General features: G+C 40.7%; 24 protein-coding genes and 1 rRNA gene. 5 read left to right on the top strand and 20 right to left on the bottom strand.

Annotated features, from left to right (window positions below; translation table 11 throughout):
• Positions 1-90: 90 nt before the first annotated feature.
• From IGJ17_RS07635 to IGJ17_RS07570, 14 genes are all read right to left on the bottom strand, one after another.
• Positions 91-1650 (bottom strand): 16S ribosomal RNA (locus tag IGJ17_RS07635).
• A 542-nt stretch (positions 1651-2192) separates the two neighbouring features.
• On the bottom strand, positions 2193-2378 hold the full coding sequence (locus tag IGJ17_RS07630; protein WP_005236216.1) for a hypothetical protein: 186 nt from the start codon (positions 2376-2378) through the stop codon (positions 2193-2195).
• Between the two features lie 138 nt (positions 2379-2516).
• Entirely contained in the window at positions 2517-3038 is a 522-nt protein-coding gene (locus IGJ17_RS07625) for a GNAT family N-acetyltransferase (protein ID WP_034872232.1), read from the bottom strand.
• 57 nt (positions 3039-3095) lie between these two features.
• The gene (locus tag IGJ17_RS07620) at positions 3096-4034 is read right to left on the bottom strand and encodes a dihydroorotate oxidase (protein ID WP_005236221.1); all 939 of its coding nucleotides are present in this window, start codon (positions 4032-4034) and stop codon (positions 3096-3098) included.
• A 206-nt stretch (positions 4035-4240) separates the two neighbouring features.
• Positions 4241-5281 (bottom strand): galactitol-1-phosphate 5-dehydrogenase, encoded by a 1041-nt coding sequence (locus IGJ17_RS07615; protein ID WP_008381339.1) that lies wholly within the window; start codon positions 5279-5281, stop codon positions 4241-4243.
• 17 nt (positions 5282-5298) lie between these two features.
• Entirely contained in the window at positions 5299-5958 is a 660-nt protein-coding gene (locus IGJ17_RS07610) for a class II aldolase/adducin family protein (RefSeq protein WP_429961208.1), read from the bottom strand.
• Positions 5924-7693 carry a PTS sugar transporter subunit IIA gene (locus tag IGJ17_RS07605; RefSeq protein ID WP_429961207.1) on the bottom strand — a complete coding sequence of 590 codons (1770 nt, stop codon included), beginning with the start codon at positions 7691-7693 and terminating at the stop codon, positions 5924-5926. Before IGJ17_RS07605 ends, IGJ17_RS07610 begins: the two co-directional genes overlap by 35 nt.
• Positions 7694-7857: 164 nt before the next feature.
• A complete protein-coding gene (locus IGJ17_RS07600) occupies positions 7858-8298 on the bottom strand; it encodes a PTS sugar transporter subunit IIA (RefSeq protein ID WP_005236228.1) in 441 nt (146 codons plus the stop codon).
• A gap of 62 nt (positions 8299-8360) precedes the next feature.
• Positions 8361-9617, bottom strand: a complete 1257-nt coding sequence (locus tag IGJ17_RS07595; RefSeq protein WP_005236230.1) for a PTS transporter subunit IIC — start codon at positions 9615-9617, stop codon at positions 8361-8363.
• 2 nt (positions 9618-9619) lie between these two features.
• Positions 9620-9922: a PTS sugar transporter subunit IIB gene (locus IGJ17_RS07590; RefSeq protein ID WP_005236235.1), complete on the bottom strand. Its 303-nt coding sequence runs from the start codon at positions 9920-9922 to the stop codon at positions 9620-9622.
• A gap of 24 nt (positions 9923-9946) precedes the next feature.
• Positions 9947-11020 carry an alcohol dehydrogenase catalytic domain-containing protein gene (locus tag IGJ17_RS07585; protein WP_034878878.1) on the bottom strand — a complete coding sequence of 358 codons (1074 nt, stop codon included), beginning with the start codon at positions 11018-11020 and terminating at the stop codon, positions 9947-9949.
• Between the two features lie 538 nt (positions 11021-11558).
• Positions 11559-11876 (bottom strand): DUF2500 domain-containing protein, encoded by a 318-nt coding sequence (locus tag IGJ17_RS07580; RefSeq protein WP_005236239.1) that lies wholly within the window; start codon positions 11874-11876, stop codon positions 11559-11561.
• Between the two features lie 756 nt (positions 11877-12632).
• Entirely contained in the window at positions 12633-12962 is a 330-nt protein-coding gene (locus IGJ17_RS07575) for a metal-sulfur cluster assembly factor (protein ID WP_005231940.1), read from the bottom strand.
• A 74-nt stretch (positions 12963-13036) separates the two neighbouring features.
• Positions 13037-13972 carry a YitT family protein gene (locus IGJ17_RS07570; RefSeq protein ID WP_005236241.1) on the bottom strand — a complete coding sequence of 312 codons (936 nt, stop codon included), beginning with the start codon at positions 13970-13972 and terminating at the stop codon, positions 13037-13039.
• A gap of 153 nt (positions 13973-14125) precedes the next feature.
• Here IGJ17_RS07570 and IGJ17_RS07565 point away from each other — a divergent pair, with 153 nt between their 5' ends.
• Positions 14126-14617 carry a YajQ family cyclic di-GMP-binding protein gene (locus tag IGJ17_RS07565; protein ID WP_429961206.1) on the top strand — a complete coding sequence of 164 codons (492 nt, stop codon included), beginning with the start codon at positions 14126-14128 and terminating at the stop codon, positions 14615-14617.
• 91 nt (positions 14618-14708) lie between these two features.
• Here the strand turns inward: IGJ17_RS07565 and IGJ17_RS07560 are convergent, their stop codons facing one another.
• The 3 genes from IGJ17_RS07560 to IGJ17_RS07550 all read right to left on the bottom strand — a co-directional run bounded on the left by IGJ17_RS07560 (position 14709) and on the right by IGJ17_RS07550 (position 18686).
• Positions 14709-17198, bottom strand: a complete 2490-nt coding sequence (locus IGJ17_RS07560) for an ATP-dependent DNA helicase (protein WP_429961205.1) — start codon at positions 17196-17198, stop codon at positions 14709-14711.
• Between the two features lie 258 nt (positions 17199-17456).
• Positions 17457-17993: a hypothetical protein gene (locus IGJ17_RS07555; RefSeq protein WP_016613385.1), complete on the bottom strand. Its 537-nt coding sequence runs from the start codon at positions 17991-17993 to the stop codon at positions 17457-17459.
• A 279-nt stretch (positions 17994-18272) separates the two neighbouring features.
• Positions 18273-18686 carry a GNAT family N-acetyltransferase gene (locus IGJ17_RS07550; RefSeq protein ID WP_008381348.1) on the bottom strand — a complete coding sequence of 138 codons (414 nt, stop codon included), beginning with the start codon at positions 18684-18686 and terminating at the stop codon, positions 18273-18275.
• Positions 18687-18784: 98 nt separating this feature from the next.
• Between IGJ17_RS07550 and IGJ17_RS07545 the strand changes: the two genes are divergently transcribed.
• The 3 genes from IGJ17_RS07545 (at position 18785) to IGJ17_RS07535 (ending at position 21126) form a co-directional block, all read left to right on the top strand.
• Complete coding sequence (locus IGJ17_RS07545; protein WP_005236256.1) at positions 18785-19405, top strand: MBL fold metallo-hydrolase; 621 nt, start codon at positions 18785-18787, stop codon at positions 19403-19405.
• Positions 19406-19439: 34 nt separating this feature from the next.
• On the top strand, positions 19440-20144 hold the full coding sequence (locus IGJ17_RS07540; protein WP_005236258.1) for a histidine phosphatase family protein: 705 nt from the start codon (positions 19440-19442) through the stop codon (positions 20142-20144).
• Between the two features lie 148 nt (positions 20145-20292).
• Positions 20293-21126, top strand: a complete 834-nt coding sequence (locus IGJ17_RS07535) for an undecaprenyl-diphosphate phosphatase (protein ID WP_016620835.1) — start codon at positions 20293-20295, stop codon at positions 21124-21126.
• Positions 21127-21200: 74 nt separating this feature from the next.
• On the opposite strand, the gene IGJ17_RS07530 is transcribed toward IGJ17_RS07535, so the two are convergent.
• Entirely contained in the window at positions 21201-21824 is a 624-nt protein-coding gene (locus tag IGJ17_RS07530; protein WP_008381351.1) for a DUF47 domain-containing protein, read from the bottom strand.
• A 12-nt stretch (positions 21825-21836) separates the two neighbouring features.
• Positions 21837-22892, bottom strand: a complete 1056-nt coding sequence (locus tag IGJ17_RS07525) for an inorganic phosphate transporter (protein ID WP_081118972.1) — start codon at positions 22890-22892, stop codon at positions 21837-21839.
• Positions 22893-23128: 236 nt separating this feature from the next.
• Between IGJ17_RS07525 and rpsT the strand changes: the two genes are divergently transcribed.
• On the top strand, positions 23129-23383 hold the full coding sequence (rpsT, locus tag IGJ17_RS07520) for a 30S ribosomal protein S20 (protein ID WP_005230162.1): 255 nt from the start codon (positions 23129-23131) through the stop codon (positions 23381-23383).
• Between the two features lie 52 nt (positions 23384-23435).
• Here rpsT and holA read toward each other — a convergent pair whose 3' ends face one another.
• Positions 23436-24455: a DNA polymerase III subunit delta gene (gene holA / locus IGJ17_RS07515; RefSeq protein WP_429961204.1), complete on the bottom strand. Its 1020-nt coding sequence runs from the start codon at positions 24453-24455 to the stop codon at positions 23436-23438.
• Between the last annotated feature and the right edge of the window lie 13 nt (positions 24456-24468).

Raw genomic sequence — 24468 nt, 5'->3', positions numbered from 1 at the left:
CCAGTTTTCAATGAACAAATTTGTTTGAGAGTAAACCTCTCAAAACTGAACAAAGGCAAACGATGTGTAGTCTTCCGAAATATTCCTTAGAAAGGAGGTGATCCAGCCGCACCTTCCGATACGGCTACCTTGTTACGACTTCACCCCAATCATCTATCCCACCTTAGGCGGCTGGCTCCAAAAAGGTTACCTCACCGACTTCGGGTGTTACAAACTCTCGTGGTGTGACGGGCGGTGTGTACAAGGCCCGGGAACGTATTCACCGCGGCGTGCTGATCCGCGATTACTAGCGATTCCGGCTTCATGTAGGCGAGTTGCAGCCTACAATCCGAACTGAGAGAAGCTTTAAGAGATTAGCTTAGCCTCGCGACTTCGCAACTCGTTGTACTTCCCATTGTAGCACGTGTGTAGCCCAGGTCATAAGGGGCATGATGATTTGACGTCATCCCCACCTTCCTCCGGTTTGTCACCGGCAGTCTCGCTAGAGTGCCCAACTAAATGATGGCAACTAACAATAAGGGTTGCGCTCGTTGCGGGACTTAACCCAACATCTCACGACACGAGCTGACGACAACCATGCACCACCTGTCACTTTGCCCCCGAAGGGGAAGCTCTATCTCTAGAGTGGTCAAAGGATGTCAAGACCTGGTAAGGTTCTTCGCGTTGCTTCGAATTAAACCACATGCTCCACCGCTTGTGCGGGCCCCCGTCAATTCCTTTGAGTTTCAACCTTGCGGTCGTACTCCCCAGGCGGAGTGCTTAATGCGTTTGCTGCAGCACTGAAGGGCGGAAACCCTCCAACACTTAGCACTCATCGTTTACGGCGTGGACTACCAGGGTATCTAATCCTGTTCGCTCCCCACGCTTTCGAGCCTCAGCGTCAGTTACAGACCAGAGAGCCGCCTTCGCCACTGGTGTTCCTCCATATATCTACGCATTTCACCGCTACACATGGAATTCCACTCTCCTCTTCTGCACTCAAGTCTCCCAGTTTCCAATGACCCTCCCCGGTTGAGCCGGGGGCTTTCACATCAGACTTAAGAAACCGCCTGCGCTCGCTTTACGCCCAATAAATCCGGACAACGCTTGCCACCTACGTATTACCGCGGCTGCTGGCACGTAGTTAGCCGTGGCTTTCTGGTTAGATACCGTCAAGGGATGAACGTTTTACTCTCATCCTTGTTCTTCTCTAACAACAGAGTTTTACGATCCGAAAACCTTCTTCACTCACGCGGCGTTGCTCGGTCAGACTTTCGTCCATTGCCGAAGATTCCCTACTGCTGCCTCCCGTAGGAGTCTGGGCCGTGTCTCAGTCCCAGTGTGGCCGATCACCCTCTCAGGTCGGCTATGCATCGTTGCCTTGGTGAGCCGTTACCTCACCAACTAGCTAATGCACCGCGGGTCCATCCATCAGTGACGCAAAAGCGCCTTTCAACTTTCTTCCATGCGGAAAATAGTGTTATACGGTATTAGCACCTGTTTCCAAGTGTTATCCCCTTCTGATGGGCAGGTTACCCACGTGTTACTCACCCGTTCGCCACTCTTTTTCTTTCGGTGGAGCAAGCTCCGGTGAAAGAAAAAGCGTTCGACTTGCATGTATTAGGCACGCCGCCAGCGTTCGTCCTGAGCCAGGATCAAACTCTCATAATGATTTGTTTGAATGACCATACGGTCATTAAGCTCATAAAAATTAACTTTGCTAGCTATTGCTTGCATGTATTTGTTTCAATAAATTGAAACGTCCTACACATTGGTTCGTTTGCTTGCTTTGTTCAGTTTTCAAAGGTCTACCGTGCTGTGTTAGCAACTTTTATATCATATCAGAGCAACAATTGATTGTCAACTCTTTTTTTAAAGTTTTTTTCGCTCGTTGTTTTTCAACTTCGCAGCGGCTGTCTCAGCGACTTCATTAGAATAACAAATGATTTGTTATTTGTCAACAACTTTTTCCAATTAATTTTGTTGATTTATCAACATCGATTAACTGTTTTATTATTGCGACTTTGTTATAATATCATCTGTTTCATTTTTGGTCAAGTCTTTTTTGAAGTTTTTTCAAAAGCTTTTTTGACCCGCTGGCTCAATTGCCAACGTTGAATACTTTATCATTCTAAGAATGAAAGAGCAAGCTTTTTTCTGAAATATTTTCAACTAAGTCGAGATAAACAAAAAAACTACCCAAAATAGGTAGTTTAATCAATATCGATCGTACGAAAACGGATCTGATTTTGATCGTCTCGTTTTAAGGTTGTTTCTTCTTTCAGATAAGAAAACTTCTTCTCATTGATCGCTGGATTCTCAAGCATTTCTTCATAACCCGCAAAAATATCATGGATATATTTTTTATAAGCTTTTTTCTTTTTGATTCTTTTCTTCATTTGGCACCGTCCTTTACGTGCTTATCTTAGCAAGCCGAAAGGATTCTGACAACCATTATCCGCATTTTCATACCAAAAATTCACTTTGACACAACTATTCCATTAATTCAGCCAAGTGACACTAATGGAATAGAATGCTTAGCTTGCGGTCAAACGTTTTTGAAAAGCCAATCGCTCTCCGTTCGGAAAAGGGAATGTTACCTCTCCTTTGTATTGATAGCCAGCTGCTTGAATATTCTTTTGCATACCAATATTAGCTTTATACGTATCGATACGTAAATCAACGATTCCTTGCTCTAATGCAACCACTTCAAGAGCTTGCAGCAATTTGGCGCTTAACTTTTGCCCTTTAAAATGAGAACTGACAACGACGCGATGAATGGATAGATATGGACCGTTTCCATCCCACCCTGCGCCGGTAATTGCGTTGTAGACAGGATCTTCACCGGATACTAACGCTGCCGATGCCGCAATTTTTCCATCTATCACCAACACATAGCTCTCATCGTTTGCAATATCTGCTTTGATTTGATTTTCTTTAGGACCGTATCCATCTTGCCATTGCGGAGATCCTTGTGCTTTTAAGAAAGCAATGCCTTCTTCAAAAAGCGCCATCAACTCAACCAGATCATCCTCCGTTGTTTTACGAAACTTCTCCATTAAAAACCACCTTTCTTCTATAAAAAGAAGCGGATAGTAAAGCATTCAAAGTCGTTCTTAATCAATCGTTTTTAATTTCCCCTGGAACTCACTGATTGATTGATACCCTTTTTCTTTCATGATCGCTGCTAATTCTTTCGTCAATCGTTCAAAGATCACCGGTCCTTCTTTTTGCAGCTCTGTGCCGATCTGCAACATAGAAGCGCCACATAACAAATGTTCGTACGCATCTTGACCATTACGAATCCCACCAGTACCGATAATTTTGATTTCTGGCTTGAGACGTGTATAGAAAGCCCGCACATTGGCTAATGCCGTTGGTTTCACATATTCGCCTCCCAAACCGCCAAACCCATCTTTTGGTTTGATAACTACTGAGTCAGTAGCAGGATCGATAAATAAAGCATTCCCAATACTATTGATTGAATTGATATAAGTTAACGGATACTTGTTCAATATCTTAGCCATCTCATCAAAGTGAGCCAAATCAAAGTATGGCGGCAATTTGACACCTAAAGGTTTTGTGAAAAAACCAAAGACTGTTTCCAGAATTTGATCGGTCAAAGGAAAATCATAGGCAACTTGGGGTTTTCCTGGCACGTTTGGACAAGAAAGATTTAACTCTGTGATTCCTTCAAAATCACTTTCTTGGATTTTCTTCAATAACTCAATGTTTTCAGCCACGCTCATACCAGCGACAGAGAAAAAGAAGGGCGCTTGCTGGGTCATTTCCTGCTGTTTTTTGATAGCATAGTCTAAGTAGTAGTCCACCCCTAGATTTGGTAATCCCATCGAATTGATGCTTCCTAACGGTAAATCGGTATAACGTGGTTCTGGATTTCCCGCACGTGCTTCTAGCGTTGCACTCTTCGTGACAAATGCCCCAGCTGCTGATGCCGCTAATTCATCTAATTCCTCGATCGTCATACAATGGACTCCTGAGGCGTTCATAAACGGATTTTTGTATGTATATTTCCCAAAATTCGTAGCTAACATTGATTCATTCCTCCAATCTTTTCAACTAGTTTACCGTTTCATTTCTGAAAATGCAACGATGTCTTTGAGTGGGACAGGTTTTAGAAGGAGCAACCTCTGTAATCAGAGTAGCAAATCAAAAAAACCATATCCATACAGCTTGTTAAAACTTACTGAATAAATATGGTTTTGAAAACAATCGGTTTATATTGTACTCAAATGTTTTTTTAGAGCATGATCATGATTTTATTAAAGCTTTCACTTCTATTTACCGCTAAATCAAATGCTCTTTGAAGATCCTCTAATGGAAAGCGATGGGAAATCATATGACTGACACTCAAGCGTCCGCTTTCTAAAAAGGTGATTGAATCAAACCATTCTTTACCTGGGAAAGGCGCAGAATAACTATTCCAAAAACCCTTAATGGTTAATTCACTGCGAAAGATTTTTTCAAATGCCCGTTGTCTAATCAAAACATCAGAATAAGCGATCCCTTGAAATCCAATTTTCCCGCCTTTTTTTGTCACTAAGAGACATTGCTCTTCGGTTATTTTAGTACCTGCACATTCCATTGCAATATCCACGCCTAAACCATCCGTTATTCGGGAGATCTCTGTTTCAAGATCTTGAAGACTAGGATTAATCGTATCGGTGACACCTAAATCTATTGCTTGTTCCAGTTTCTCTGATTGAATATCAATGCCAATGATCGTTTTCACACCCGCAATTTTTAACCATTGGATCGTCAGCAATCCAATCGTTCCTAACCCAAAAACTGCAACGACATCGCCCACTTTAGGTTCGATTCCATAAACACCATGCGCTGAGACAGCAAGAGGCTCAATCATGGCCGCTTCTTCAAAAGACAACTTAGTCCCTATTTTCACGATATTGCTCGCTGGCACGGAGACGTACTCTGCAAATCCCCCAAACCGTTGCGATCCCATCATGATATAGTCCGTACATAATTGATACTTCCCGATAGCACAGTATGCACAGTTACGACAAGGAATAAACGGGACAACAGCGACCCGATCGTCTTTTTTTAAATGATGAACAGAACGACCAACTTTTACAATAGTCCCAGCCATCTCGTGCCCCATGATCATGGGTAACTTGTATTTCCAGCCTTTACTCATTTTGTGGATATCTGACCCACAGATTCCTGAAGCTTCTACTTTTACAATCACTTCATTCTGATGGCATTGTGGAACATCCATTTCTCGAATCTCAAATTCATTCAGTCCAATTAAGAAACCAGCCCTCATCCACTCTCCTCCAATCTTCATTCATGGGATTCATAGGTAACGTTTGTTTTGTCAGTATAATATTCATAGCCCTGCTGGAGAAGCGCTTGCGAATGTAAATGCACATAAGCATTTGTTTCTAGTCTTTCCAGATAATCATTTGCAAAAGCCAAATTAGTGGCTCCAACAATTACCCCATGTTCTCGCAATAACATTCCATAAGGTAGTTTTTCTTCATTTGTCACCATGTTTTGAGAGTAGTCACCAACCAAGTGTGCTAACTTTTCAGTTGTTGCAGGTGCATAATCCAAACAACGGATCGCATCCGGTCCGAAACGAAGGTTTTCACAGATGATGGGCATATCAGTCCCTATACAACTGTAAACCATCAAATTTAATGGATGAGCATGAATCACTGCTTTGATCCGTGGATCTGAGTGATAAAAACTCATATGCATATTGATTTCCCTGGTCAAGCGACCAGTACCTTCGATGAGGGATAGTTTCTTATCTACCAAAAGAATTTGCGCTGCCTCTAATTCCCAAAGATACTGAACAGATGCCAAAGTAGGTGTAATCAAGAAATGATCTTCTGAAACTTTTATAGAGATATTGCCACCAGCAGCATCCGTTAGCTTCCTGTCAAATAAAGATTTGGCAATCTTACATATGAATTTCCTTTCTTCTAAATAATCCATCGGCTTCCTCCTGTCTAAAACGTAAATATTTTTCAATTAATCCATATTTCCCAAGAAACATAATATCTTCAACAATTTCTAAATATTCTTCACTTCTTACAAGAGCGACGAAGAAAACATAAGTTACTTGAAAATAATCCTCAGATCCGTATGAGATTTTTTGTTTATTCGTCAAGAGGCTAATCGTGCTACGGTGGACATTTCCCCGATTGTTCGCATGAGCTAAAGCAACACCTTCACTTATTACGATATAAGGTCCATTTTGTTTCACATTTTCAACGACTTCTTCTACATAGCTCTGCTCAATACACTCGTTTTGTGTCAACACTTTCCCTGCTAAGCGTAAAGAATGCTCCCAAGAACATTTTTGGTCGATTCTGATAACATGCGAATTTAACAAGTAATCATGCAATTTTCTTTGTGGTTGTTGGACAAATTGATCAAATTTTTCTTCAGTCTCTTCTTCATTAATCGTAAACAAACGGTCAACCGTCTTTACTATATTTTGGATATCTTCTTGAGTCACAAAAGGTGTTATCCTTAAAACATCCTCTTCCAAAAAAGGCAAAGGATCAGCAGTTAAGATTAAACGATTGGCTTTTTGACGGAAGCACATCTTACGATAAGTAGCAAGTGTTAGCACATTCATAATTTTGAACTGCTTGTATCGACTAATTTTCATAGCAATCATTTTCGCTATCGATAAATTTTCACACACGATCCAGATATCGATTTTGCTCATCTTATATTCTTGTCGGGTTAAGGCAGTTGCGATATGAATAGCGATCGTAGTAATAAATGATTCATTGAAGGATCGGGACAGGTAGTTTTCAATGACACCACTATTAGCCCTTACAGCTACGATAATATCCATAAACTGATGCCGCAAAAGACCGATATTTTCAATATCCAAAATAATGTTCTCTTCTTCAATAATTTGTAAGTGATTGTATAGATCAGAAATTAAGTCAAATTCGTACTTTAGAGTCGTCCCTAAATCTTCATCAATTTTATTCAGAAAATAGATGACCAAATTATACAATTCAGCATCCTTCACATTTTTTCGCTTTTTCAAATGACAAAATTCTGCTATTGCCTGTTTGTCTTCGAAAGAGATCGTTCGATCAAATCTTTTTTCAATTTGATCGATGAGTATGCTCAGGTTTTCCGACATAACGACAAATTTGGGAGATTCACCTTGTTCTTTGCGGGGCATATTGATAACGATAAAAATATAGACGAAAAGATCAAACTGCTGATACTTTTCTGCATACTTTAACTCGTTAAAAATGAATCCCAGAAAGTCTAAATACTCCATTGACCCGTCAAATGCCCGAAGGATTTGCATCCCGACATAATTAATGTATCCTTTTGCGTCTATATTTTCTAAAAACAATGTAAACAAATACTCTCTTTTCTCCGATTGATTCATCTTAAGGATAACCCCTTCGCCCCTAAGCGTTTCGATATATTTACTCATGATCACTTCTTGTTTTTTCAACGTATTGATATCGCGGATGATTGTTAATCGACTGACGTAAAACAAATCAGCAAAATGATCCATCGTAACAACATCTTCTGTTATCAATAAATTGATCAGAAGTAATGTGCGTCTTTCATCAGGATTCAAGGAATAGTCGTAAGGGGACAATTCTAAAACAAGCTGATAAGCTTCTGACAAATCTAGTTCATCAGGAACCTGCAAGTATCCGCTTTCAATTTTCACTTGCGGCATATCGTGAGTATTTAGAAACGAGTTCAAGACTTTGATTTCACTCGTGAATTTCTTTGGCGAGAGATTCAAGTTTTTATAAAGTTGCTCCAATCTAATTTTCGTTATTTTGTTATATAGTAGGAGATAGATGATTTCAGCAGTAATTTTCCTCACAGCACTCCTCCTTAATGAATAGACAAATTCTCTCTTAGAAAATCAACAAGTTTTTCAGGTTCACACTTGCTTAATTGAACAATAAAATTTCGAGATTGGATGCTTAAAATCAATTTTTTAAGAAATTCAATATAGGTATGCTCATCTTTTAGTGCCATGCAAAATACATGTTCGACTGCTAAGTCATCTACTTGCGTATCCATCTGTTTAAAAGTCACAGGCTTTTTTAGTCTTGCGTAACAGACAGAAGATTCTTTCACAGAGAGATCAAAGGTATGCGGAATCGCAACTGGCGGGTCAACTGGCAGACCAGTAGGAAAATGATGTTCGCGTTCGATACAAGACTCGATAAAACTATTCCCGACGAGCCCTTCGTTTAGCAGTTCAAGTCCGCATTGTTTAATCACTTCTATATTGGAGCGCTCATTCAATTCGATTGCTTTAAATTTCATACACTATTTCTCTCCCACTAAGCCATTTATTTTGTCAACAGTTCGTTTATTCATTTGGTCAATTACCCAACGATTCGATGAAATAAGCTGATTATAATATTTGCTAAATTGTAGCCCCAGAAACTATCTGTCACAACCCCTTCCACAGGTACACCGGTCGCATTCATCATTTCGGTTGCTTCAGGTGCAAAGGTGTTTGTTCCAATTAGAACGATAACTAAGAAGAAAAAGCCAGTGACAAGCGTTCGAAAAAGATTGCCATTTGATGCTAATGCTAGTAGTGGAATCATATATACGATTACTGTTAAAACACCAACTGGAAAATAATGCATACCAGGGATAATAAATGCTAAGAATATTGCTATCGGAATCAGAATCACTGTCGTTGTGATCGCTGTCGGATCTCCAAGACCAAGAGCAATGTCCATGCCGATATATAATTTTTTCCCTTCGCCAATATGTTTCTTCATAAATTCTTTGGCAGCTTCCCCGATCGCAGTCAAGCCTTCCATCATAACAGAGACCATTTTGGGTATCAGTACTAGCACCGCTGAAACTCCAACCCCCATAGAAATCGCTACCGTAAATTCTTGGCGTGTCAATACGCCTAGAAAAGTTCCAACCAACAAACCGATAACTGCTGGATCTCCAAAAAAACCAATTTTACTTTCGACTTTTTCCAAACTGATATCGATTTTGTTAAGACCAGGAATCAGATCAATCAGTTTATTTACTAATAGTCCAAAAGGATAAGCGAAAGTAATAAATGAAAATGTCGTACAAGTCGTGCCTTCCAGTCCGTAATACGCCTCCCATCTAGGAGCAAACCACTGAGCCACGAATAAAGTGACAATTGATAAGCCAACCGTAACAGTCAAACCTAGCCAAAAACTATCAAACAAGGCATACGCTAATGCTCCAGGAATCAAAAAATGAATATAGTTCCAAATGTCGACATTCATAACCGTTGTCCATTTCAAAAGAATAAACAATACATTTAATCCTACGATCATCAAAATAGCAATCGCTGCAAAAGGTACTGACCACGACGCCGCTCCCACAGCAGCCCAGCCAACATCCATCGTGGTATATCCTGATCCCATTTCCTGATAATAATCGATGGCTGGTTGCAAGGAAGTACCCAGGAGTCCTACAACAAGCCCCAACCCTTGAAAGCCGATGCCGACTAAAAGCCCAGTTTTAAGTGCTTTGCCAATTTTCATCCTAAAGACACAGCTTAAAATAAAAATGACAACGGGTAGCATAACCGATGCCCCCATATCCATGATGTTTTGAATAACTGATAATACAGCTTCCATTTTTATCCCCCTTTAATAATTCGATGGCACTCTTCAACGATTTTCTGCGCGGTCTGCTCTTCGTTGATTCCCGATATCAAACTGAAAACAGGAAGAATCGGTACTTTTACTGGCTTGACATATCGAGTAGTCACCAAGATTAAATCCACTGTTTCTGCTTTTGAGGGAATTTGATTAATATTCCCTTTGGTGATGGAAGCCTGAATGTTGCTCTGAGCTAAGATTTGTTTGACTTTCTCTTGAACAACCGTGGACGTGGCGATCCCACTACCACAAGCAATATAGATCTCAATTTTTTTATTCATTTTCTTTCTCCTCCTTTCCTTACTCTATTTTTGAGATTTCAATAAAGAATGAATTTTATACTCTTCTTCTGGTAGTAAAACGACTTTTAACGCCTTCCCTTCTCTCGTCAATTCGATGGCCTGATTGATGTCAGCTAAAGGCAAAACATGAGAAATAATTTTTTCAGCAGGAAACTGATCAGATAAGGATAAATGGAAAGATTTTTCGACTTGAATACTATTTGCACCATAATGACCATAAATCCAGAGATTGTTATAATGAACTGCATTCGTATCTATAGGCGTTAATTGATTCTTTGCTACACCACCAAAAAAGACGACAATTCCACATTTTTTAGCCATAAAAATACTTTGTTGCTGTGCTTCTATTGATGGATTAGCTGAAATCACTTTATGTGCGCCATGTCCATTCGTATACTCTTTCACCTTTTCTACAGGATCTTCTTTGGAAGAATCGATCCTATGATCTACATTAAACGCTTCCATAAGAGCTAGTCTGTCAGCATTTTTATCAATCACGATTACCTTGCTTGCTCCGCGAATCCTTGCTAGAATCGCTAAAAAGACCCCAATTGGACCTGCACCAATAATGACGACCGAATCGCCTAACGAAACCTGAATATTCTCCATGCATGCATAAGTGGAGGATAAGGGTTCAGCTAATGTTGCCGCGATAGGCTCTCGTCCTTCTGGCACTTCAAAAATCGCTCCTCGTTCTACTCTTGTTGCACTATATGCTATATACTCTGCAAAACCGCCTTGAAGATCGGTGTAACTTTCAGCTTCCGTACAACATTCGTGCTTCCCATTACGACAATTTTCGCAACGTAGGCAATGAGCCATAGGGTATACATAAACCATCTGCCCTCTTTGATACTTCGTCACATTTTCATCAATTTCGACGATCTCACCAACGATTTCGTGTCCATAAATATGAGGGTAGCGCCCCGCTTTTGAATCGGTCAGCAAATTGCGAATATCAGAGCCGCACAGACCAACTGCCTTAACCTTCAATAGAAAACCTCCCTCTGGACAGCAGGGTCGCTCTACTTGTTCATAGCGAATATCTCCTGGTCCATACATCAACGCAGCCTTCATTTTTTTCACAAACGTTCAACTCCATTCATTCTTTCTTATTTTACATGTTCATTGTAAGGTGCGTCGGATGTACCTCACAAGTAACACTTTTTGCATTTCAAGTTCTATATTTGTTACTTGAATGAGAAAATGTTTGTGAAAAACCATGAACGATTTTTCCTTCTTGGAATTATTTTGAAGCCACGTAAAAACAAAAAAACCTCTTAGCAATGAGCCAAGAGGTTTTGGTGAAGCAAACTATTCTATTTATGAGTATTTAAAACTATAGGTAGCTCATCACTTCTTCCATTCGAACGGATGAGTGAACTAAATTGAGCCGTTCCTCGTAGGAAACTTTCCTCGGTCTTGGTTTCAATTATGCGACCTCAGTAAGGAGAAATTCTCAAGTGTTACTCGATGATACTTGCGTTTTCCATTGAAAGCGTACAATTCAAATCATTTCAAATGATAAAACACTTGAATAGGAGTTTTTTAATTGACTGTTCAACTTTTTTTGAAATTGAAAACGAATAAACACATACTATATACATACAAATTTTTACCTATCAAGTGAATTAAACCTTTTTCTTTGATACCTCAATACCCCAGTATCTCCGATGACGTATAATTTGTATTTTCCATACCCTACTTTAAATTCTAATCTTTCGCCACTTGCGATTTCAAATAAAAGATAATAGGTAATGGATTGATTCGTAAAGCCGTTTGCAGCAATATTCGTGCTACTTGTCATTCGTTTGTCAACTAGCGTGGCAAGTATTGACACTTCTGGCGTAGATTGATCCTTTAAGAATTCGACAATATGATATAAGATAACTGCGACGAAAATAAAAGCAAATAAAGTAAACAGAAAATCCACAAAACACACTCCTTTTTGTTTTTTATGATCAAGGGAATCAAGCAAATCATTTTTACAACTTAACTATAATTATACATTAATTAAATTAATTAATCTCGAAACTCTAATAAAATATGTTGCTTGCTAAATGATTGACCGAAACTGTAACTGGGCTATCGTTTTCATGTATGGATTGTTGCATACAATACATTTGTATATTTGTTAGCCAAGAGTCATTTGAAAGGATGATATCACGTGACCTTTGAAAAAGCATTTCTAGAATCATCCTTTTTCTTTCTACATTGACTCCTTTAGGAAAAACCATCGTATCCCAAAGTCTCTGACTAAATTCAGTTACTTTTATTTAGACATGTTTTCTCGGATGCACCATAAGGTTATCAATGTGGATGAATAAGAATTTAATCTATGCTCTCTTTTTGTCAAAATGATTGAAGGTTTATTGAAAGTATTACTATTTCGGTAAAGTTAAATACTAACTCACTTTCAGTTGTCACATGAATGGAAAATAAGCTGAGCTTTCAGGTTCTAAAATATCTTGTATTCCTTAATGCTTTTAGTAAAAAAGCTTAACTTTTTCACCAAGTAACTGTTTATTTAATAAAGTATTCTAAAAAAAACTCTTCTACCAACTATTTTCAAAGTTAATAAAAGAGTTCTGTGTTTATTTTCTCATTTTGCCAACTGTCCACCACCTAAGAAAACAGCTTGTTCCAACTAGTTAACAAATATGAAACACAATTGTATGATTGAAAATCCTTAACGAATCCCCAAAGCAATCCGTGCATAACGACTCATTTTATCAGTCGTCCAAGCGGGATACCAAACTAGTTTTACTTCTGGATTTTTGACTTCTGGAATATCGCTTAATGCTTCGTGTATCGATTCAGTCAATACGTCGGCTAAGGGACAGCCCATTGTTGTTAAGGTCATTTTGATTACGGTATTGCCTGTTTCTGCATCAAATTCGACTTCATAAACTAAGCCTAGATTCACTATATCAATCCCCAACTCAGGGTCAATCACGGTTTCTAAGGCAGCCAAGACACGCTCTTTGATTGCTTCTGCTTCTACTTCAGTATATGCCACGGTTGAAGACCTCCTTTAATTCTTGTTTCAAATAATACCTTCTTTTGCAAGATTTGTAAATGGACGATCCTTGATTATGGACGGCTTTTCTTGTGTATTTTCAGTTCTGGGAAGACCCCCGTCGTTTTAAAGGTCCGTTGTTCATCATCTGTCGCAAAACGACCTGTGATCGATTGGGTCGGCACAAAGTTAATAAACGCATTGCCGTCTGCTTCTAAAACGGCTTGTTCTAAATCGTAGATCTCGTAGCGGGTCACGACCATCATGATCATATTGCCCGGTACGCCTGAATAGCCTCCGACTGAGGGGAACAAAGTCATGCCGCGAAACACATGCTTAGAAATATTTTTCCCAACAGCTTCCGCATTGGTCGTAATAATCATCGCCGTTACCTTTTGATGACTTGTGTGCAGCATGTCCACCACGTAGCTCATTGCGAAAATCGAAATGATCGTGTACAAGGCACTTTCCCAAGAAAAGACGAAACCTGAGACCATGACAATGATGCCGTTTAAAATAAACATATATTTACCGACCGTTTTTCCAGTCGTTTTTGATAATATCAACGAAAGGATATCCATTCCGCCGGTGGTAAAACCCATTTTCAGTGAAAACGCAACGCCGACGCCTAACAGTACGCCACCGAGCAAAGCGTTAACCAAAATATTGTCAGTGATTGCTCCTTGTGGAAGGATTATCGTTAAGACAGAAACGACAACGACATTGATAAAGCTCAATAGTGTCGATGATTTCCCGAGTTTGATGAACCCAAGAACAAAGATAGGCAAGTTTAAGAGGAAAATAAACAGCCCTGTACTAAGGTGAACGCCAAAATGTTCCAAGGCAAGTGCCACGATCAATTGGGCGACCCCGTTCATCCCAGCAGAAAGAACGTTTGCGGGAATCAAAAAGAAATTTAAAGCAATGGCTGCGGTGATACCTGACAGCAAAATAACCCCTATTTTTTTCAATCGTTCTGATTGTTCGTGCTTCGTTAATAACTTACTCACAATGATCTAGCTCCTTCACTAAAAATCTCCTTCCAAAGAATAGCAGTTTGTGTGAAAAAATGAAACAATTATTTGCAAAAATTTACTTTTGATTCCCGCATCGTTCGCCTCCATGTTAAAATCATAGGTAAGAGATGAGAGGAGTGATTGATTTTGGCAAAAGAAGCAAGTTTTGATGTCGTATCTGAGATCAACACAGAAGAAGTGAAAAACGCCATTCAACAGGCGGAAAAAGAATTGAAAAACCGATTTGATTTTAAAGGCTCCACGGTAGAAATCAAGATGACTGAGGGCAAACTGACGATCGTTGGAGATGACGAATTTAAGTTGGAGCAAATCAAAGATGTGCTCTTTGCGAAGATGATCAAACGGAATGTACCAACGAAAAATATTCAATTTGGCGAAACGGAGCATGCCTTGGGGGCAAAAGCTCGTCAAACGGCAGAATTGATCAATGGGATCGATAAAGAAAACGCCAAAAAAATAACGACAGCGATCAAAAACGCCAAGCTAAAAGTTAAAAATCAAATTCAAGACAATCAAATTCGGGTAACCGGCAAAAGTCGTGACGATCTGCAAGAAGTGATCCAATTGTTGCGTAAACTGCCCCTGACGATCGATTTACAGTTTACAAATTATCGCTAATCAAAAAAACTAGAACAGAGTCTAACGTGATGGTTAGGCAAAATCGGCCTTACCCGCTGATTTTGCACAACCTCTCCTGAAAGCTCTGCTTCTAGTTTTTTTCTTGCCAAAAATGAGTCAATGCCTTTGATAACTCTTGCGGCCGACGAATGTTTAAGGCATGCTGCCAGTGCAGTGGGAAAAGTTCTTGGTAACGCGGTGTCCGAAAACGTTGATCCAGCAATAACACCACGCCGCGATCGCTGACATCCCGGATCACTCGACCGGCTGCTTGCAGGACTTTATTCATCCCGGGCAGCTGATAGGCATACGCAAAGCCAGCTGCCTTTTTCTCATCGTAATATTCCCGAATCAATTCTTGCTCGTGATTGATTTGCGGCAGTCCGACTCCTACCACTGCCGCACCGATCAAGCGATCGCCTTTCAAGTCGATCCCTTCAGAAAAAATTCCACCAAGGACACAAAATGCCACTAATGTTTTTGGCTGGCTCTCTTGTCCGTCTTGACTTGTTTCTAGCAAGGATGATCGTTGCCGCTCAAGAGATTGAAACTGTGCAAGAAACGCCTCGCGCTCTACTTCGTTCATGGCTGTCCCCTGAATCAAGACCTCCACCTCTGGCGCCTGTTGGGAAAATGCTGCCGCCACATCATCCAAGTAACGATAAGAAGGGAAAAAGACCATATAGTTTCCCGCTTTCGCTGCGGTCATTTGCTGGATTGCATCAACGATTGCAGGAATGCTGGCTTCACGTTGGCGATACGTTGTTTGGATATAGTCTGCAATAAAAATCCCCTGATTTTTCGGATCAAAAGGACTTGGCAGGCGATAGCGCAAAGCTTCATTGCCGCCTCCTAACACCTCTTGATAATAGGACAAAGGAGTAAAGCTCGCAGAAAACAACAGGCTGGCCTTGCCCTTATCTAACACAGATTCCAAAAACGGCGCTGGTTCGATGCAAAATTGCCGTAGTTTGATATCATAGCGGTCGATCTCCACCGTCGTTTCGTAGTGATCATCATAAAATTCACTGATCTTCAAATAATGGTTAGCTTCAAAATACACTTGCAGCACTTCTTCTTGCAATTCATGCTCAGGATTTGCCGGCAACCATTCCTTCATCAATTCAGCTACTTTGTAGAGCTGATTGACCATCGTTTCATGGGGAGCTGCTTGATGGTGATATTCCCACTCTTCCTCTTTTGCTATTTGAGCAATAGCCGCAAATTCTTTGTCAACTTTGTTTAGGGCGCGTTTTAATTTTTGCTGGTCATTGGATAGTTTCTTCTTTAATTCCTTAAATGGCTGCCGGGTAATGGTTGCCGAATACATTTCTTTGGAACGGTTGACTAAGTTATGGGCCTCATCCACTAGAAAGAAATATTCTTCATCCGGCTCCTCAAAAAATCTTCGCAAATAAACGGTGGGATCAAACAAATAATTATAATCACCAATAATGACATCGCAAAAGACACTGACATCCAGTGAAAGCTCGAAGGGACAGACCGTATGTTTCTTTCCGTAGGTCTCGATCACTTCTCGGGTTATTTGGTTCTCGTGATGCAACAGATCCCATAATGCTTCGTTGATTCGATTGTAATAGCCTTGCGCATACGCACAGTGTTCTGGCGTACAGTTTCGTTCATCTAAAAAACAGATTTTGTCTTTGGCGGTAATCGTGACACTTTTGGTTTCACTACCGTTGTCTGCTAACTTGCTCAGTGCATCTTCGGCCACTTGTCTGGTGATCGTCTTCGCCGTCAGATAAAAGACCCGATCAGCCCCTTCTTCCCCTAGCACTTTTAATGCGGGAAACAGCGTTGACATGGTTTTTCCAGTTCCAGTTGGCGCTTCCGCAAAAAGTCGCTTGCCATTTTTTAGTGTTTTATACGCCGCTGCTGCTAACTCTCGCTGCCCTTTGCGAAAGGTTTCAAAGGGAAAAGACAGCAGCTGCAAAGACGTATTGCGGACACGGCGCCAATTCTCTTGAAAAACTAACCATTTATAATATTCCTGAAGTAATTCTTCATAAAAAACAGCTAATTCTGAAAACTGAAATGTTCTTCTCGTACGGGTGGTCAGCTTTTCAGTGGTTTGATAATAAGTCAATTGTACGGCGATTCGATCGATGGGTCTCTTCGGATCATTACCTTCAGCAGTAGGTTCCGCTTCTGGTTTCTCTTGATTTTCACTGTCACTAAGCGCTGCTTGTTCATTTTCTTGTAGTAAAAACAAATAAGCATAAACCATTCCCTGGGCAAAAAACAAATCGATTTGATCTTCAGGGATATCTTCGAACGCTGGTTCTGAAGTTTTGATCTCATCGATCACCCAAGAATTAAGAGTTGCATCAAAAAAGAGACCATCGGCACGACCTTCGACAGTGATCGAATCTTTCTCAATTTGGCTTTCTCGTTTGAAAAAGACTTCTTTTTGATACGCATCCCCAGCCTCTTTTTGTAGTTGGCGATGGATACGGGCGCCTTCTTGCGCGGTATGATTACTGACTTTGCGGCTATCAATATCGCCTCGGCGCAAAATAAATTCTACGATTTTTCTAACCGCAACTTTTCCTTTATACACGTGTTCACCTTCTCGTTTGCCATTATAGCGGATAGATTACTTTTGGAAAAGCGAACAGAAACAGCTTTTCATCCTCTGCGGAGAGTATCCTATCCAAACAGGTTTTATCACCATGAAAAAACCACTTGCAACAAAACACCTACTCATCAGATAATTGACTTCATTTTTTTTTCCAGAAAATGGGTTTGGCGAAGGATTTACAAAAAAGCCTACTCTACTCACCTAAGCAAGTAAAGCAGGGCTATTTTTGAAAGATATTTATTGATCGACTTGAATATCATAACTGACACCATTTTGGTCAAAAGCTTGTTGATTGTCTAGATCTAAGGTGAACTCAAAGGTCCGTCCATCTGCTTTGATTGTCAAATGCTTCCCTTCAACCGTGTATGATGCATCTTGATAGGTGATCTCATAAATTTGATAAGGGTCGTTGGACAACTGTACCTCTGAATGGGAAAAATGACGCTGAAAATCACTTTCGATTTGTCCTTCATACAAGGCAACATCACTAGAGCTGGCTGAACTATCTTCTAAATCTGCCATCGGCAAATACTGCTTAACGATCGTCAACTCATTCTCATGAAAATCATAAACCCCTTGGCTTTGCGGAAAGATGACACTCTCATCTTGGATCAGCATCAAATCAAGGTCCCCATTTTCAACCGTTTTTGAGGCGGAAGTAACAGTTTCAGAAACTTCTTTCGAATCGTTGATGGTTAGCTCCTCTTGGCCACAGCTCACTAAAGCGAGCGCGGCGAAGCATAGAGTGAAAAAAAATTGCAGGGATTTTTTCATAAAAAACACCTTCTTACAAAAAGTTGAGGTATACCAATCAAAACTAACGCAAGATACAGATCACACACTTTCCTCGAAGTTGGTCACGAAGAATGTTCATGCTTTTGTCAAAAACTAGACCCGTTTCAAACGAATCAACGCTTTCTTATTTTAATTAGTATAACAGCAGTTTTTTGCTAATGCGGTTTCTTAGAAAAATTTTCGAATTCCCACAATAATTCTAAGCTTTTCTCTCATCAAACTATTGGTTAGCCTTATCACCTGCCTGCCAAAGGTTGATCACAGCATCTTCACGAAGTAAAGCCTATCCGTGCCAAGCACAGGTGTATCCGTAAGCACAGCAAACGGTTCGAAGCCGACTGCTTGGTAGAATTGCGGCGCTTGGTAGTCTTGGGTGGTAACCGTCACGGAACGACACCCCGCTTTTTTACCGTGATCAAAAAGTGCTTTTATCAATTGTTTCCCGATCCCCTGATTCTGATGGCTTGGATCAACTGCTAACAATTGAATATGGATCGTATTGCCTGTCCGTTTTCCAATCACCCCACCAAGTTGATCCTGATTGTCAAAAAAAGCAAATGAAAGCTGCTCTTGATCGGAAAAGGCACTCACTGCCTCTGTTTTTTTCGTTGAATGATTTAGCCATTGACAGACTGCCTGACGATTGTCTTCTGCGTTTATCGTTTTTATCATTAATTTTTCACTCCTAAAAACCTTTCTTTGTTTCCTCTTATACTTTAAGCTATACTTATAGTCAGACACAAGTATTTGTGATCCTAGGAGGTTTTAGCATGAAAATCATTGGTTTAGTGACAGGACCCGTTCAAGAAAATTGTTACCTAATTTGGAAAGAAGATGTTTTGTTGATTATTGATCCTGGAGCAGAAGCAGCGAGATTGATCGCTGAGATCGAAAAAACAGGCGCAAAACCAGCAGCGATTTTATTGACCCACACTCATTATGACCATATCGGCGCAGTTGACCATTTGCGGGATTATTATCAGATCCCCGTTTACGTGAGTCCGCTTGAGCAAGGATGGCTAAGTGATCCTATGAAAAACCTTTCTGGCCGTCATCCTGAATTAGGAACCATCACCGCACGTCCAGCTGAATTCGAGCTAGAGTTGAAAGAGTACGAGATAGCTGGCATGTCCTTTAAGGTTGTTGCAACCCCGGGTCATTCCATTGGCAGCGTCAGTTTTATTTTTGACAATTTTGTCGTTTCCGGAGACGCCTTATTTAAAGGTAGCATTGGTCGGACAGACCTGCCAACCGGAAATTTGGAACAATTGCTGACCAGCATCCAAACGCAACTCTTTGTTTTACCGAATCAAATGGCGGTCTATCCTGGCCACGGAGAACCAACAACGATCGAAATTGAGAAACGGACCAATCCGTTTTTTAACGCATAAACGTATGACGAATCAAAAGGAGGAATAACTAGTTATGGCAAAGACGGAATTGTATGTCGTGCGTCACGGAAAAACAATGTTTAACACATTGCAGCGGGTGCAAGGCTGGTGTGACACACCATTGACTCGAACCGGTGAACAAGGCATCCACTATTTAGGCCTTGGGTTACGCGATGTGGATTTTGTAGAAGCAGTATCCAGTGACAGCGGTCGCGCGATTGAAACCATGCGTCTGATACTGGGTGAACATGTCAGAGGACCGGAGATCCCTTATCACATCGACAAACGGATTCGTGAATGGTGCTTTGGCTCACTTGAAGGGGCCTATGATGCAGAAATGTGGGGCGTTCTGCCGCGGATTCTTGATTTTCCTGATTATGATGAGATGATTGCTAATCATGTCACGTTTGAGGCGATCGCCAATGCGATCTACCACGCCGATACAGCCAATTGGGCGGAAACCTTTGATGTTTTGACCGAACGTGTCAAAACAGGGTTTGAAGATATCGCCTATCGCGTTGAGAAAAAAGGCGGCGGCAATGCGTTAGTTGTGTCTCACGGCTTAACGATCGCTTTTCTTTTGCATCTGATCAATGATGAGAACAATGTTCGTATGGATATTGAAAATGGTTCGGTCACTCGACTGATCTACGAAGACGGCAGCTTTACCATCGCCGAAGTTGGTAACACAGAATACATCAAAAAAGGCTTAGCGCTCTCTCAAGAGCTTTTGTCCTAAGAGAAACCTCTGACGGCTAATCAATTTCTTCAAGAAAGGAGCAGTTTTTGTTTTAAAAACTGCCCTCTTTTTTTAGGAAAAAGATTGGTATTCGAATCAGGAAACGGTATACTAAGAGTTGTATTTTGTCATAGAAAGGACTGGACCAATGTTTTTTACAAATTTTATAAAAGCGATTTTATTTGGGATCATTGAAGGGATCACGGAATGGCTGCCAATTAGCAGCACTGGTCACTTGATTCTTGCCGACGAATTTATCGGTTTGAATGTTACCCCCGAATTTATGACGATGTTCAATGTTGTCATTCAATTGGGCGCGATACTAGCGGTCGTCTACTTATATTTCCATAAACTGAACCCTTTTTCCCCACAAAAAAATGAAATAGAGAAAAAAGATACGTGGACGTTATGGTTTAAAGTTATTGTTGCGGTCTTGCCATCGGTTATTATCGGATTGCCGTTAGATGATTGGTTAGATGCGCACTTCTACAACTTTTTCTCCGTTTCGATCGTCTTGATCGTTTATGGGATCGGCTTTATCGTAGTTGAAAAACGAAACAAGAATAAAGCACCGAAATGTACCGATTTGAACAAATTCACCTACAAAGCGGCCTTGATTGTCGGCATGTTCCAGGTATTGGCATTGATCCCAGGAACTTCTCGTTCTGGTGCTACTATCTTAGGTGCTATCATGATCGGCGCTTCTCGTTATGTTGCTGCTGAATTTTCATTTTTCTTAGGTATTCCAACCATGTTTGGTGCCAGTGCCTTGAAAATCTTCAAGTTTTTGAAAGATGGCAATGCCTTTGATTTACAAGGAACCGTCATCTTATTAACAGGAACCATCGTCTCATTCATCGTTTCGATCATCGCGATCCGTTTCTTGATGAACTACATCAAGCGTAACGATTTTACCGTATTTGGATGGTATCGTATCGTTTTAGGAATCATTTTGATCGGCTATTGGCTGATCCAATTATAAGCAAAAAGAGCAACTCTTGTGGCACTTACCTGCCCAAGAGTTGCTCTTTTTTTGTTTGAAAGGTCTCTAGTTCCTCACGTGTTTTTGATTACCATACCGTCAATAATATCCACCGCACTTTCGGTGTCGTTGATAATTGATTCAAAACGATCATAAACATCTTTCCATTTAATGATTTCAAGAACGTCCGTTTCGTCTGTGAATAACGCTTTTTTCATTTTTGAATACAAACGGTCTGCTTCTGATTCAATCGTATTCACATCATTAATCATTTGACGCAATGTTTTTGAATTTTTGAACTTAGGAAATTCTTTTAAGGCCGTTTCAACGCCTTGTGTCGCTTGAACGATCATTCCAGCAAATAAGTTGGTTTCAGGGCGGATCTTCGTAATGACCAAATTCTCAAATAAATAAGTCAGTCCCATAATGCCATCCAAAATATCATCTAGACGCTCTGAAATGACTAGGATGTCCTCGCGATCGATAGGGGTGATAAATGAATCATATAACTCATTGGTTAGCTCAGCGATCACTTTATCCCCTTCTTTTTCCAAAGCATGAATCTCAGCTGCTGCTTCGGTCAATGCTCGTTCAGAATAATCGTTGATCAAAAGCGAAAAACGTTTGGCAGCTAAATGGCCGTTCGTCGCCAACTGCTCCATTGCTGCAAAATAATCGAATCCTTTTTTTCGTGCCATTACTTTCTCTCCTCACAAAATTAGCAATAAAAATTTGACCATTAGAAACGCAATCAATCCACAGCCAGGAAAGGTTAAAATCCAAGCATAGATCATTTCTTTTACAATGCGCCAATCAACGCTAGAAAAACGCCGAGACGCTCCAACGCCCATGATAGCGGTCGTTTTCGTGTGCGTTGTTGAAACTGGGATACCAAATACGGAAGACAAGAACAAACAGATTGCTGCAGTAACATCTGCAGAAAAGCCTTGGTATTTTTCCAGTTTTACCATATCCATCCCCACTGATTTAATGATCTTCATCCCACCGACCGATGTACCGATCCCCATGGTCAAGGAACAAAGAACCATCACCCACAGTGGGATGGCAAAGCCATTGCCGGTCTTTTCAGCAAGATTGTTGTAAAAAAGGCCTAACATGAACACACCCATGAATTTTTGTCCATCTTGGGCACCATGCAAGAAGGCATTGGCACCAGCCGCGATGGCTTGACCAACTGTAAAAATTTTGTTGGCTTTTCGCCGTTGGGTATCGCGAAAGAGCCATACGATCAGTTTCGTGATCAGAAAGCCGCCAATGAAGCCCATCAACGTAGAAACGACAAGACCGATCAAAACTTTCAGCCACTCCTCGCCATTGACTGCATGTAACCCACCAAGGGCCATGGCTGCACCAGTCAGTCCTGCGATCAACGCGTGGGATTCACTGGTTGGGATCCCAAAATACCAAGCTGCGACCGTCCAAACAACAATTGAAAACAAGGCAGCGGCTAATGCGATCTGTGAGACCCGAAAACTCCCGCCTGAGTCAAAAGTCACAATATTACTGATGGTTTCTGCAACTTGCGCATTAAAATACGTCATCACTAGCACACCTAAGAAATTCATGACGACAGCCATGCCAATGGCGATATTCGGGCGTAAGACTCTCGTGGAGACAGCGGTTGCAATAGCATTCGGCGCATCCGTCCACCCGTTGACGAAAATCACCCCTAATGACAAGACAATCGTTAGAAACAAAGCGATATTCACATAGATTCCCCCATTTAAAAATTCCGAAGTAATCATAGCATAGAAAGCTCTTTCTGTGTAAACTTTTTATAACTATTCAGTAAAAAATGTGTAAAGAAGCATTTTTCAAAACCATAAAGCAAAAAATAGCACGGCCAAAAAACAAATTTTTGTGTTAAGTAAAATTTCTTTACAACTTTTATTGCAATCACTCTTGGCATTAGGTATAATGACTAGTGTTGATTTATACGTTTTCTAAACGTAATTGAACTTTTTTTTCGGAGGTGAAATACATGCCAAACATTGAATCTGCAATCAAACGTGTTCGCACAAGCGAAGCGGCTAATGCTAAGAATTCATCTCAAGTAAGCACAATGCGTACAGCAATCAAAAAATTTGATCAAGCTGTTGAAGCTGGTGCTGATAACGTAGATGCGTTATATAAAGATGCTGTTAAAGCAATCGATATGGCTGAGACTAAAGGATTGATCCACAAGAACAAAGCTAGTCGCGACAAATCTCGTTTAAGTAAAAAAATTGCAAAATAAGCAAATTAAGAAAGGCGCAGCAATCATCGATTGCTGCGCCTTTCTTTTTGACTTACTGTTTGCCATGTTTTAAAACAAATAGCTGGAACAAATACTCTTTGTCCATCTGGCCACTTTTTACTAAGTAATCATTTTCGATCAATTCGTTATAGAGTGCCGCTAATTGCTTTTCTCCAAAGCCTCGCGCTTGCTGCATCGCTAACTTCACTCGGTACGGATGAATCCCCAACGTTTCTGCGATATTGGCTTGCTGGTAGCCAATTTTCATCAAAATCGCTGCCTGTAACAGTAGACGGACTTGGCTGATCAAAATAGCATTGATCTTGATCGTCTCTTCCCCTTGCAATAATAGATCGTCATACAAGCGCAACGCATCCGATACGTTCCCCTTTAAGACATCACTGGTTAATTCAAAGACATTATGTTCCAACGTCTTAGGGATCAACTGCAAGACGATCTCTTTCGTGATTTTATTGCCGTTTCCTGCATACAATCGTAGTTTCTGTAACTCCTGCATCGCTTTTGATAGGTGCAGATCCGTTAACCGTAAAAACAAATCAAACGCCTCTCGGCTCATCTCGATGCCATCATTGGCCAACGACTGTTGGAGATACTGACGCACGTCGGCTTCTTTCATAGGTGCGACATCAATCACAACTGCGGCTTTCTTCAGCTGCTTAGTAATTTTTTTCCGTTCATCTAATTTATCGACATCTGCAAAAATCACCATTACCGATGATTCCAATGGGTCTTTGATGTAATTCAAAAAATCATCTAGGTCATGCTCAGGTGCATTGCTCTTTTTTTCAGCCGTTAAGAAAAATGGCCGCTCAACGAAAAGTAATCGCTGATCGCCAAAAAAAGGCAACGATTGAGCTTCTTGGATCACCATATCAAGGGGATCTTTCTCCATGTCAAAGGAAGCAAAATTCAGATCATCTTTCCCAACGGAAAAACGCTCCAAAAAGGCCGTGCGAACTTGCTCTTGTAAAAACATTTCACTGCCGATGACTAGATAAATCGATTGCAACTCCTTGGTTCGAATTGCTTGCAACGCTTTTTGTAATTCCATCGTTCCCCCCGCT

Origin of the sequence: Enterococcus sp. DIV1096b, from assembly GCF_050498765.1 — a bacterium.
GTDB classification, from domain to species: Bacteria; Bacillota; Bacilli; order Lactobacillales; family Enterococcaceae; genus Enterococcus_D; species Enterococcus_D entomosocium.
Note: the sequence above shows the minus strand (reverse complement) of the source record. Positions and strands in the feature narration are given on the sequence as shown.

What these genes read in the sequence shown, in the direction of transcription:
- IGJ17_RS07605 (WP_429961207.1), bottom strand. Translation starts at nt 7,693, where the DNA reads ATGCCGCAAGTGAAAATTGAAAGCGGATACTTGCAGGTTCCTGATGAA.
- holA (WP_429961204.1), bottom strand. Translation starts at nt 24,455, where the DNA reads ATGGAATTACAAAAAGCGTTGCAAGCAATTCGAACCAAGGAGTTGCAA.
- IGJ17_RS07585 (WP_034878878.1), bottom strand. Translation starts at nt 11,020, where the DNA reads ATGAAGGCTGCGTTGATGTATGGACCAGGAGATATTCGCTATGAACAA.
- IGJ17_RS07625 (WP_034872232.1), bottom strand. Translation starts at nt 3,038, where the DNA reads ATGGAGAAGTTTCGTAAAACAACGGAGGATGATCTGGTTGAGTTGATG.
- IGJ17_RS07530 (WP_008381351.1), bottom strand. Translation starts at nt 21,824, where the DNA reads ATGGCACGAAAAAAAGGATTCGATTATTTTGCAGCAATGGAGCAGTTG.
- IGJ17_RS07535 (WP_016620835.1), top strand. Translation starts at nt 20,293, where the DNA reads ATGTTTTTTACAAATTTTATAAAAGCGATTTTATTTGGGATCATTGAA.
- IGJ17_RS07630 (WP_005236216.1), bottom strand. Translation starts at nt 2,378, where the DNA reads ATGAAGAAAAGAATCAAAAAGAAAAAAGCTTATAAAAAATATATCCAT.
- IGJ17_RS07525 (WP_081118972.1), bottom strand. Translation starts at nt 22,892, where the DNA reads ATGATTACTTCGGAATTTTTAAATGGGGGAATCTATGTGAATATCGCT.
- rpsT (WP_005230162.1), top strand. Translation starts at nt 23,129, where the DNA reads ATGCCAAACATTGAATCTGCAATCAAACGTGTTCGCACAAGCGAAGCG.
- IGJ17_RS07615 (WP_008381339.1), bottom strand. Translation starts at nt 5,281, where the DNA reads ATGAGGGCTGGTTTCTTAATTGGACTGAATGAATTTGAGATTCGAGAA.
- IGJ17_RS07550 (WP_008381348.1), bottom strand. Translation starts at nt 18,686, where the DNA reads ATGATAAAAACGATAAACGCAGAAGACAATCGTCAGGCAGTCTGTCAA.
- IGJ17_RS07610 (WP_429961208.1), bottom strand. Translation starts at nt 5,958, where the DNA reads ATGGATTATTTAGAAGAAAGGAAATTCATATGTAAGATTGCCAAATCT.
- IGJ17_RS07555 (WP_016613385.1), bottom strand. Translation starts at nt 17,993, where the DNA reads ATGAAAAAATCCCTGCAATTTTTTTTCACTCTATGCTTCGCCGCGCTC.
- IGJ17_RS07540 (WP_005236258.1), top strand. Translation starts at nt 19,440, where the DNA reads ATGGCAAAGACGGAATTGTATGTCGTGCGTCACGGAAAAACAATGTTT.
- IGJ17_RS07545 (WP_005236256.1), top strand. Translation starts at nt 18,785, where the DNA reads ATGAAAATCATTGGTTTAGTGACAGGACCCGTTCAAGAAAATTGTTAC.
- IGJ17_RS07620 (WP_005236221.1), bottom strand. Translation starts at nt 4,034, where the DNA reads ATGTTAGCTACGAATTTTGGGAAATATACATACAAAAATCCGTTTATG.
- IGJ17_RS07590 (WP_005236235.1), bottom strand. Translation starts at nt 9,922, where the DNA reads ATGAATAAAAAAATTGAGATCTATATTGCTTGTGGTAGTGGGATCGCC.
- IGJ17_RS07600 (WP_005236228.1), bottom strand. Translation starts at nt 8,298, where the DNA reads ATGAAATTTAAAGCAATCGAATTGAATGAGCGCTCCAATATAGAAGTG.
- IGJ17_RS07595 (WP_005236230.1), bottom strand. Translation starts at nt 9,617, where the DNA reads ATGGAAGCTGTATTATCAGTTATTCAAAACATCATGGATATGGGGGCA.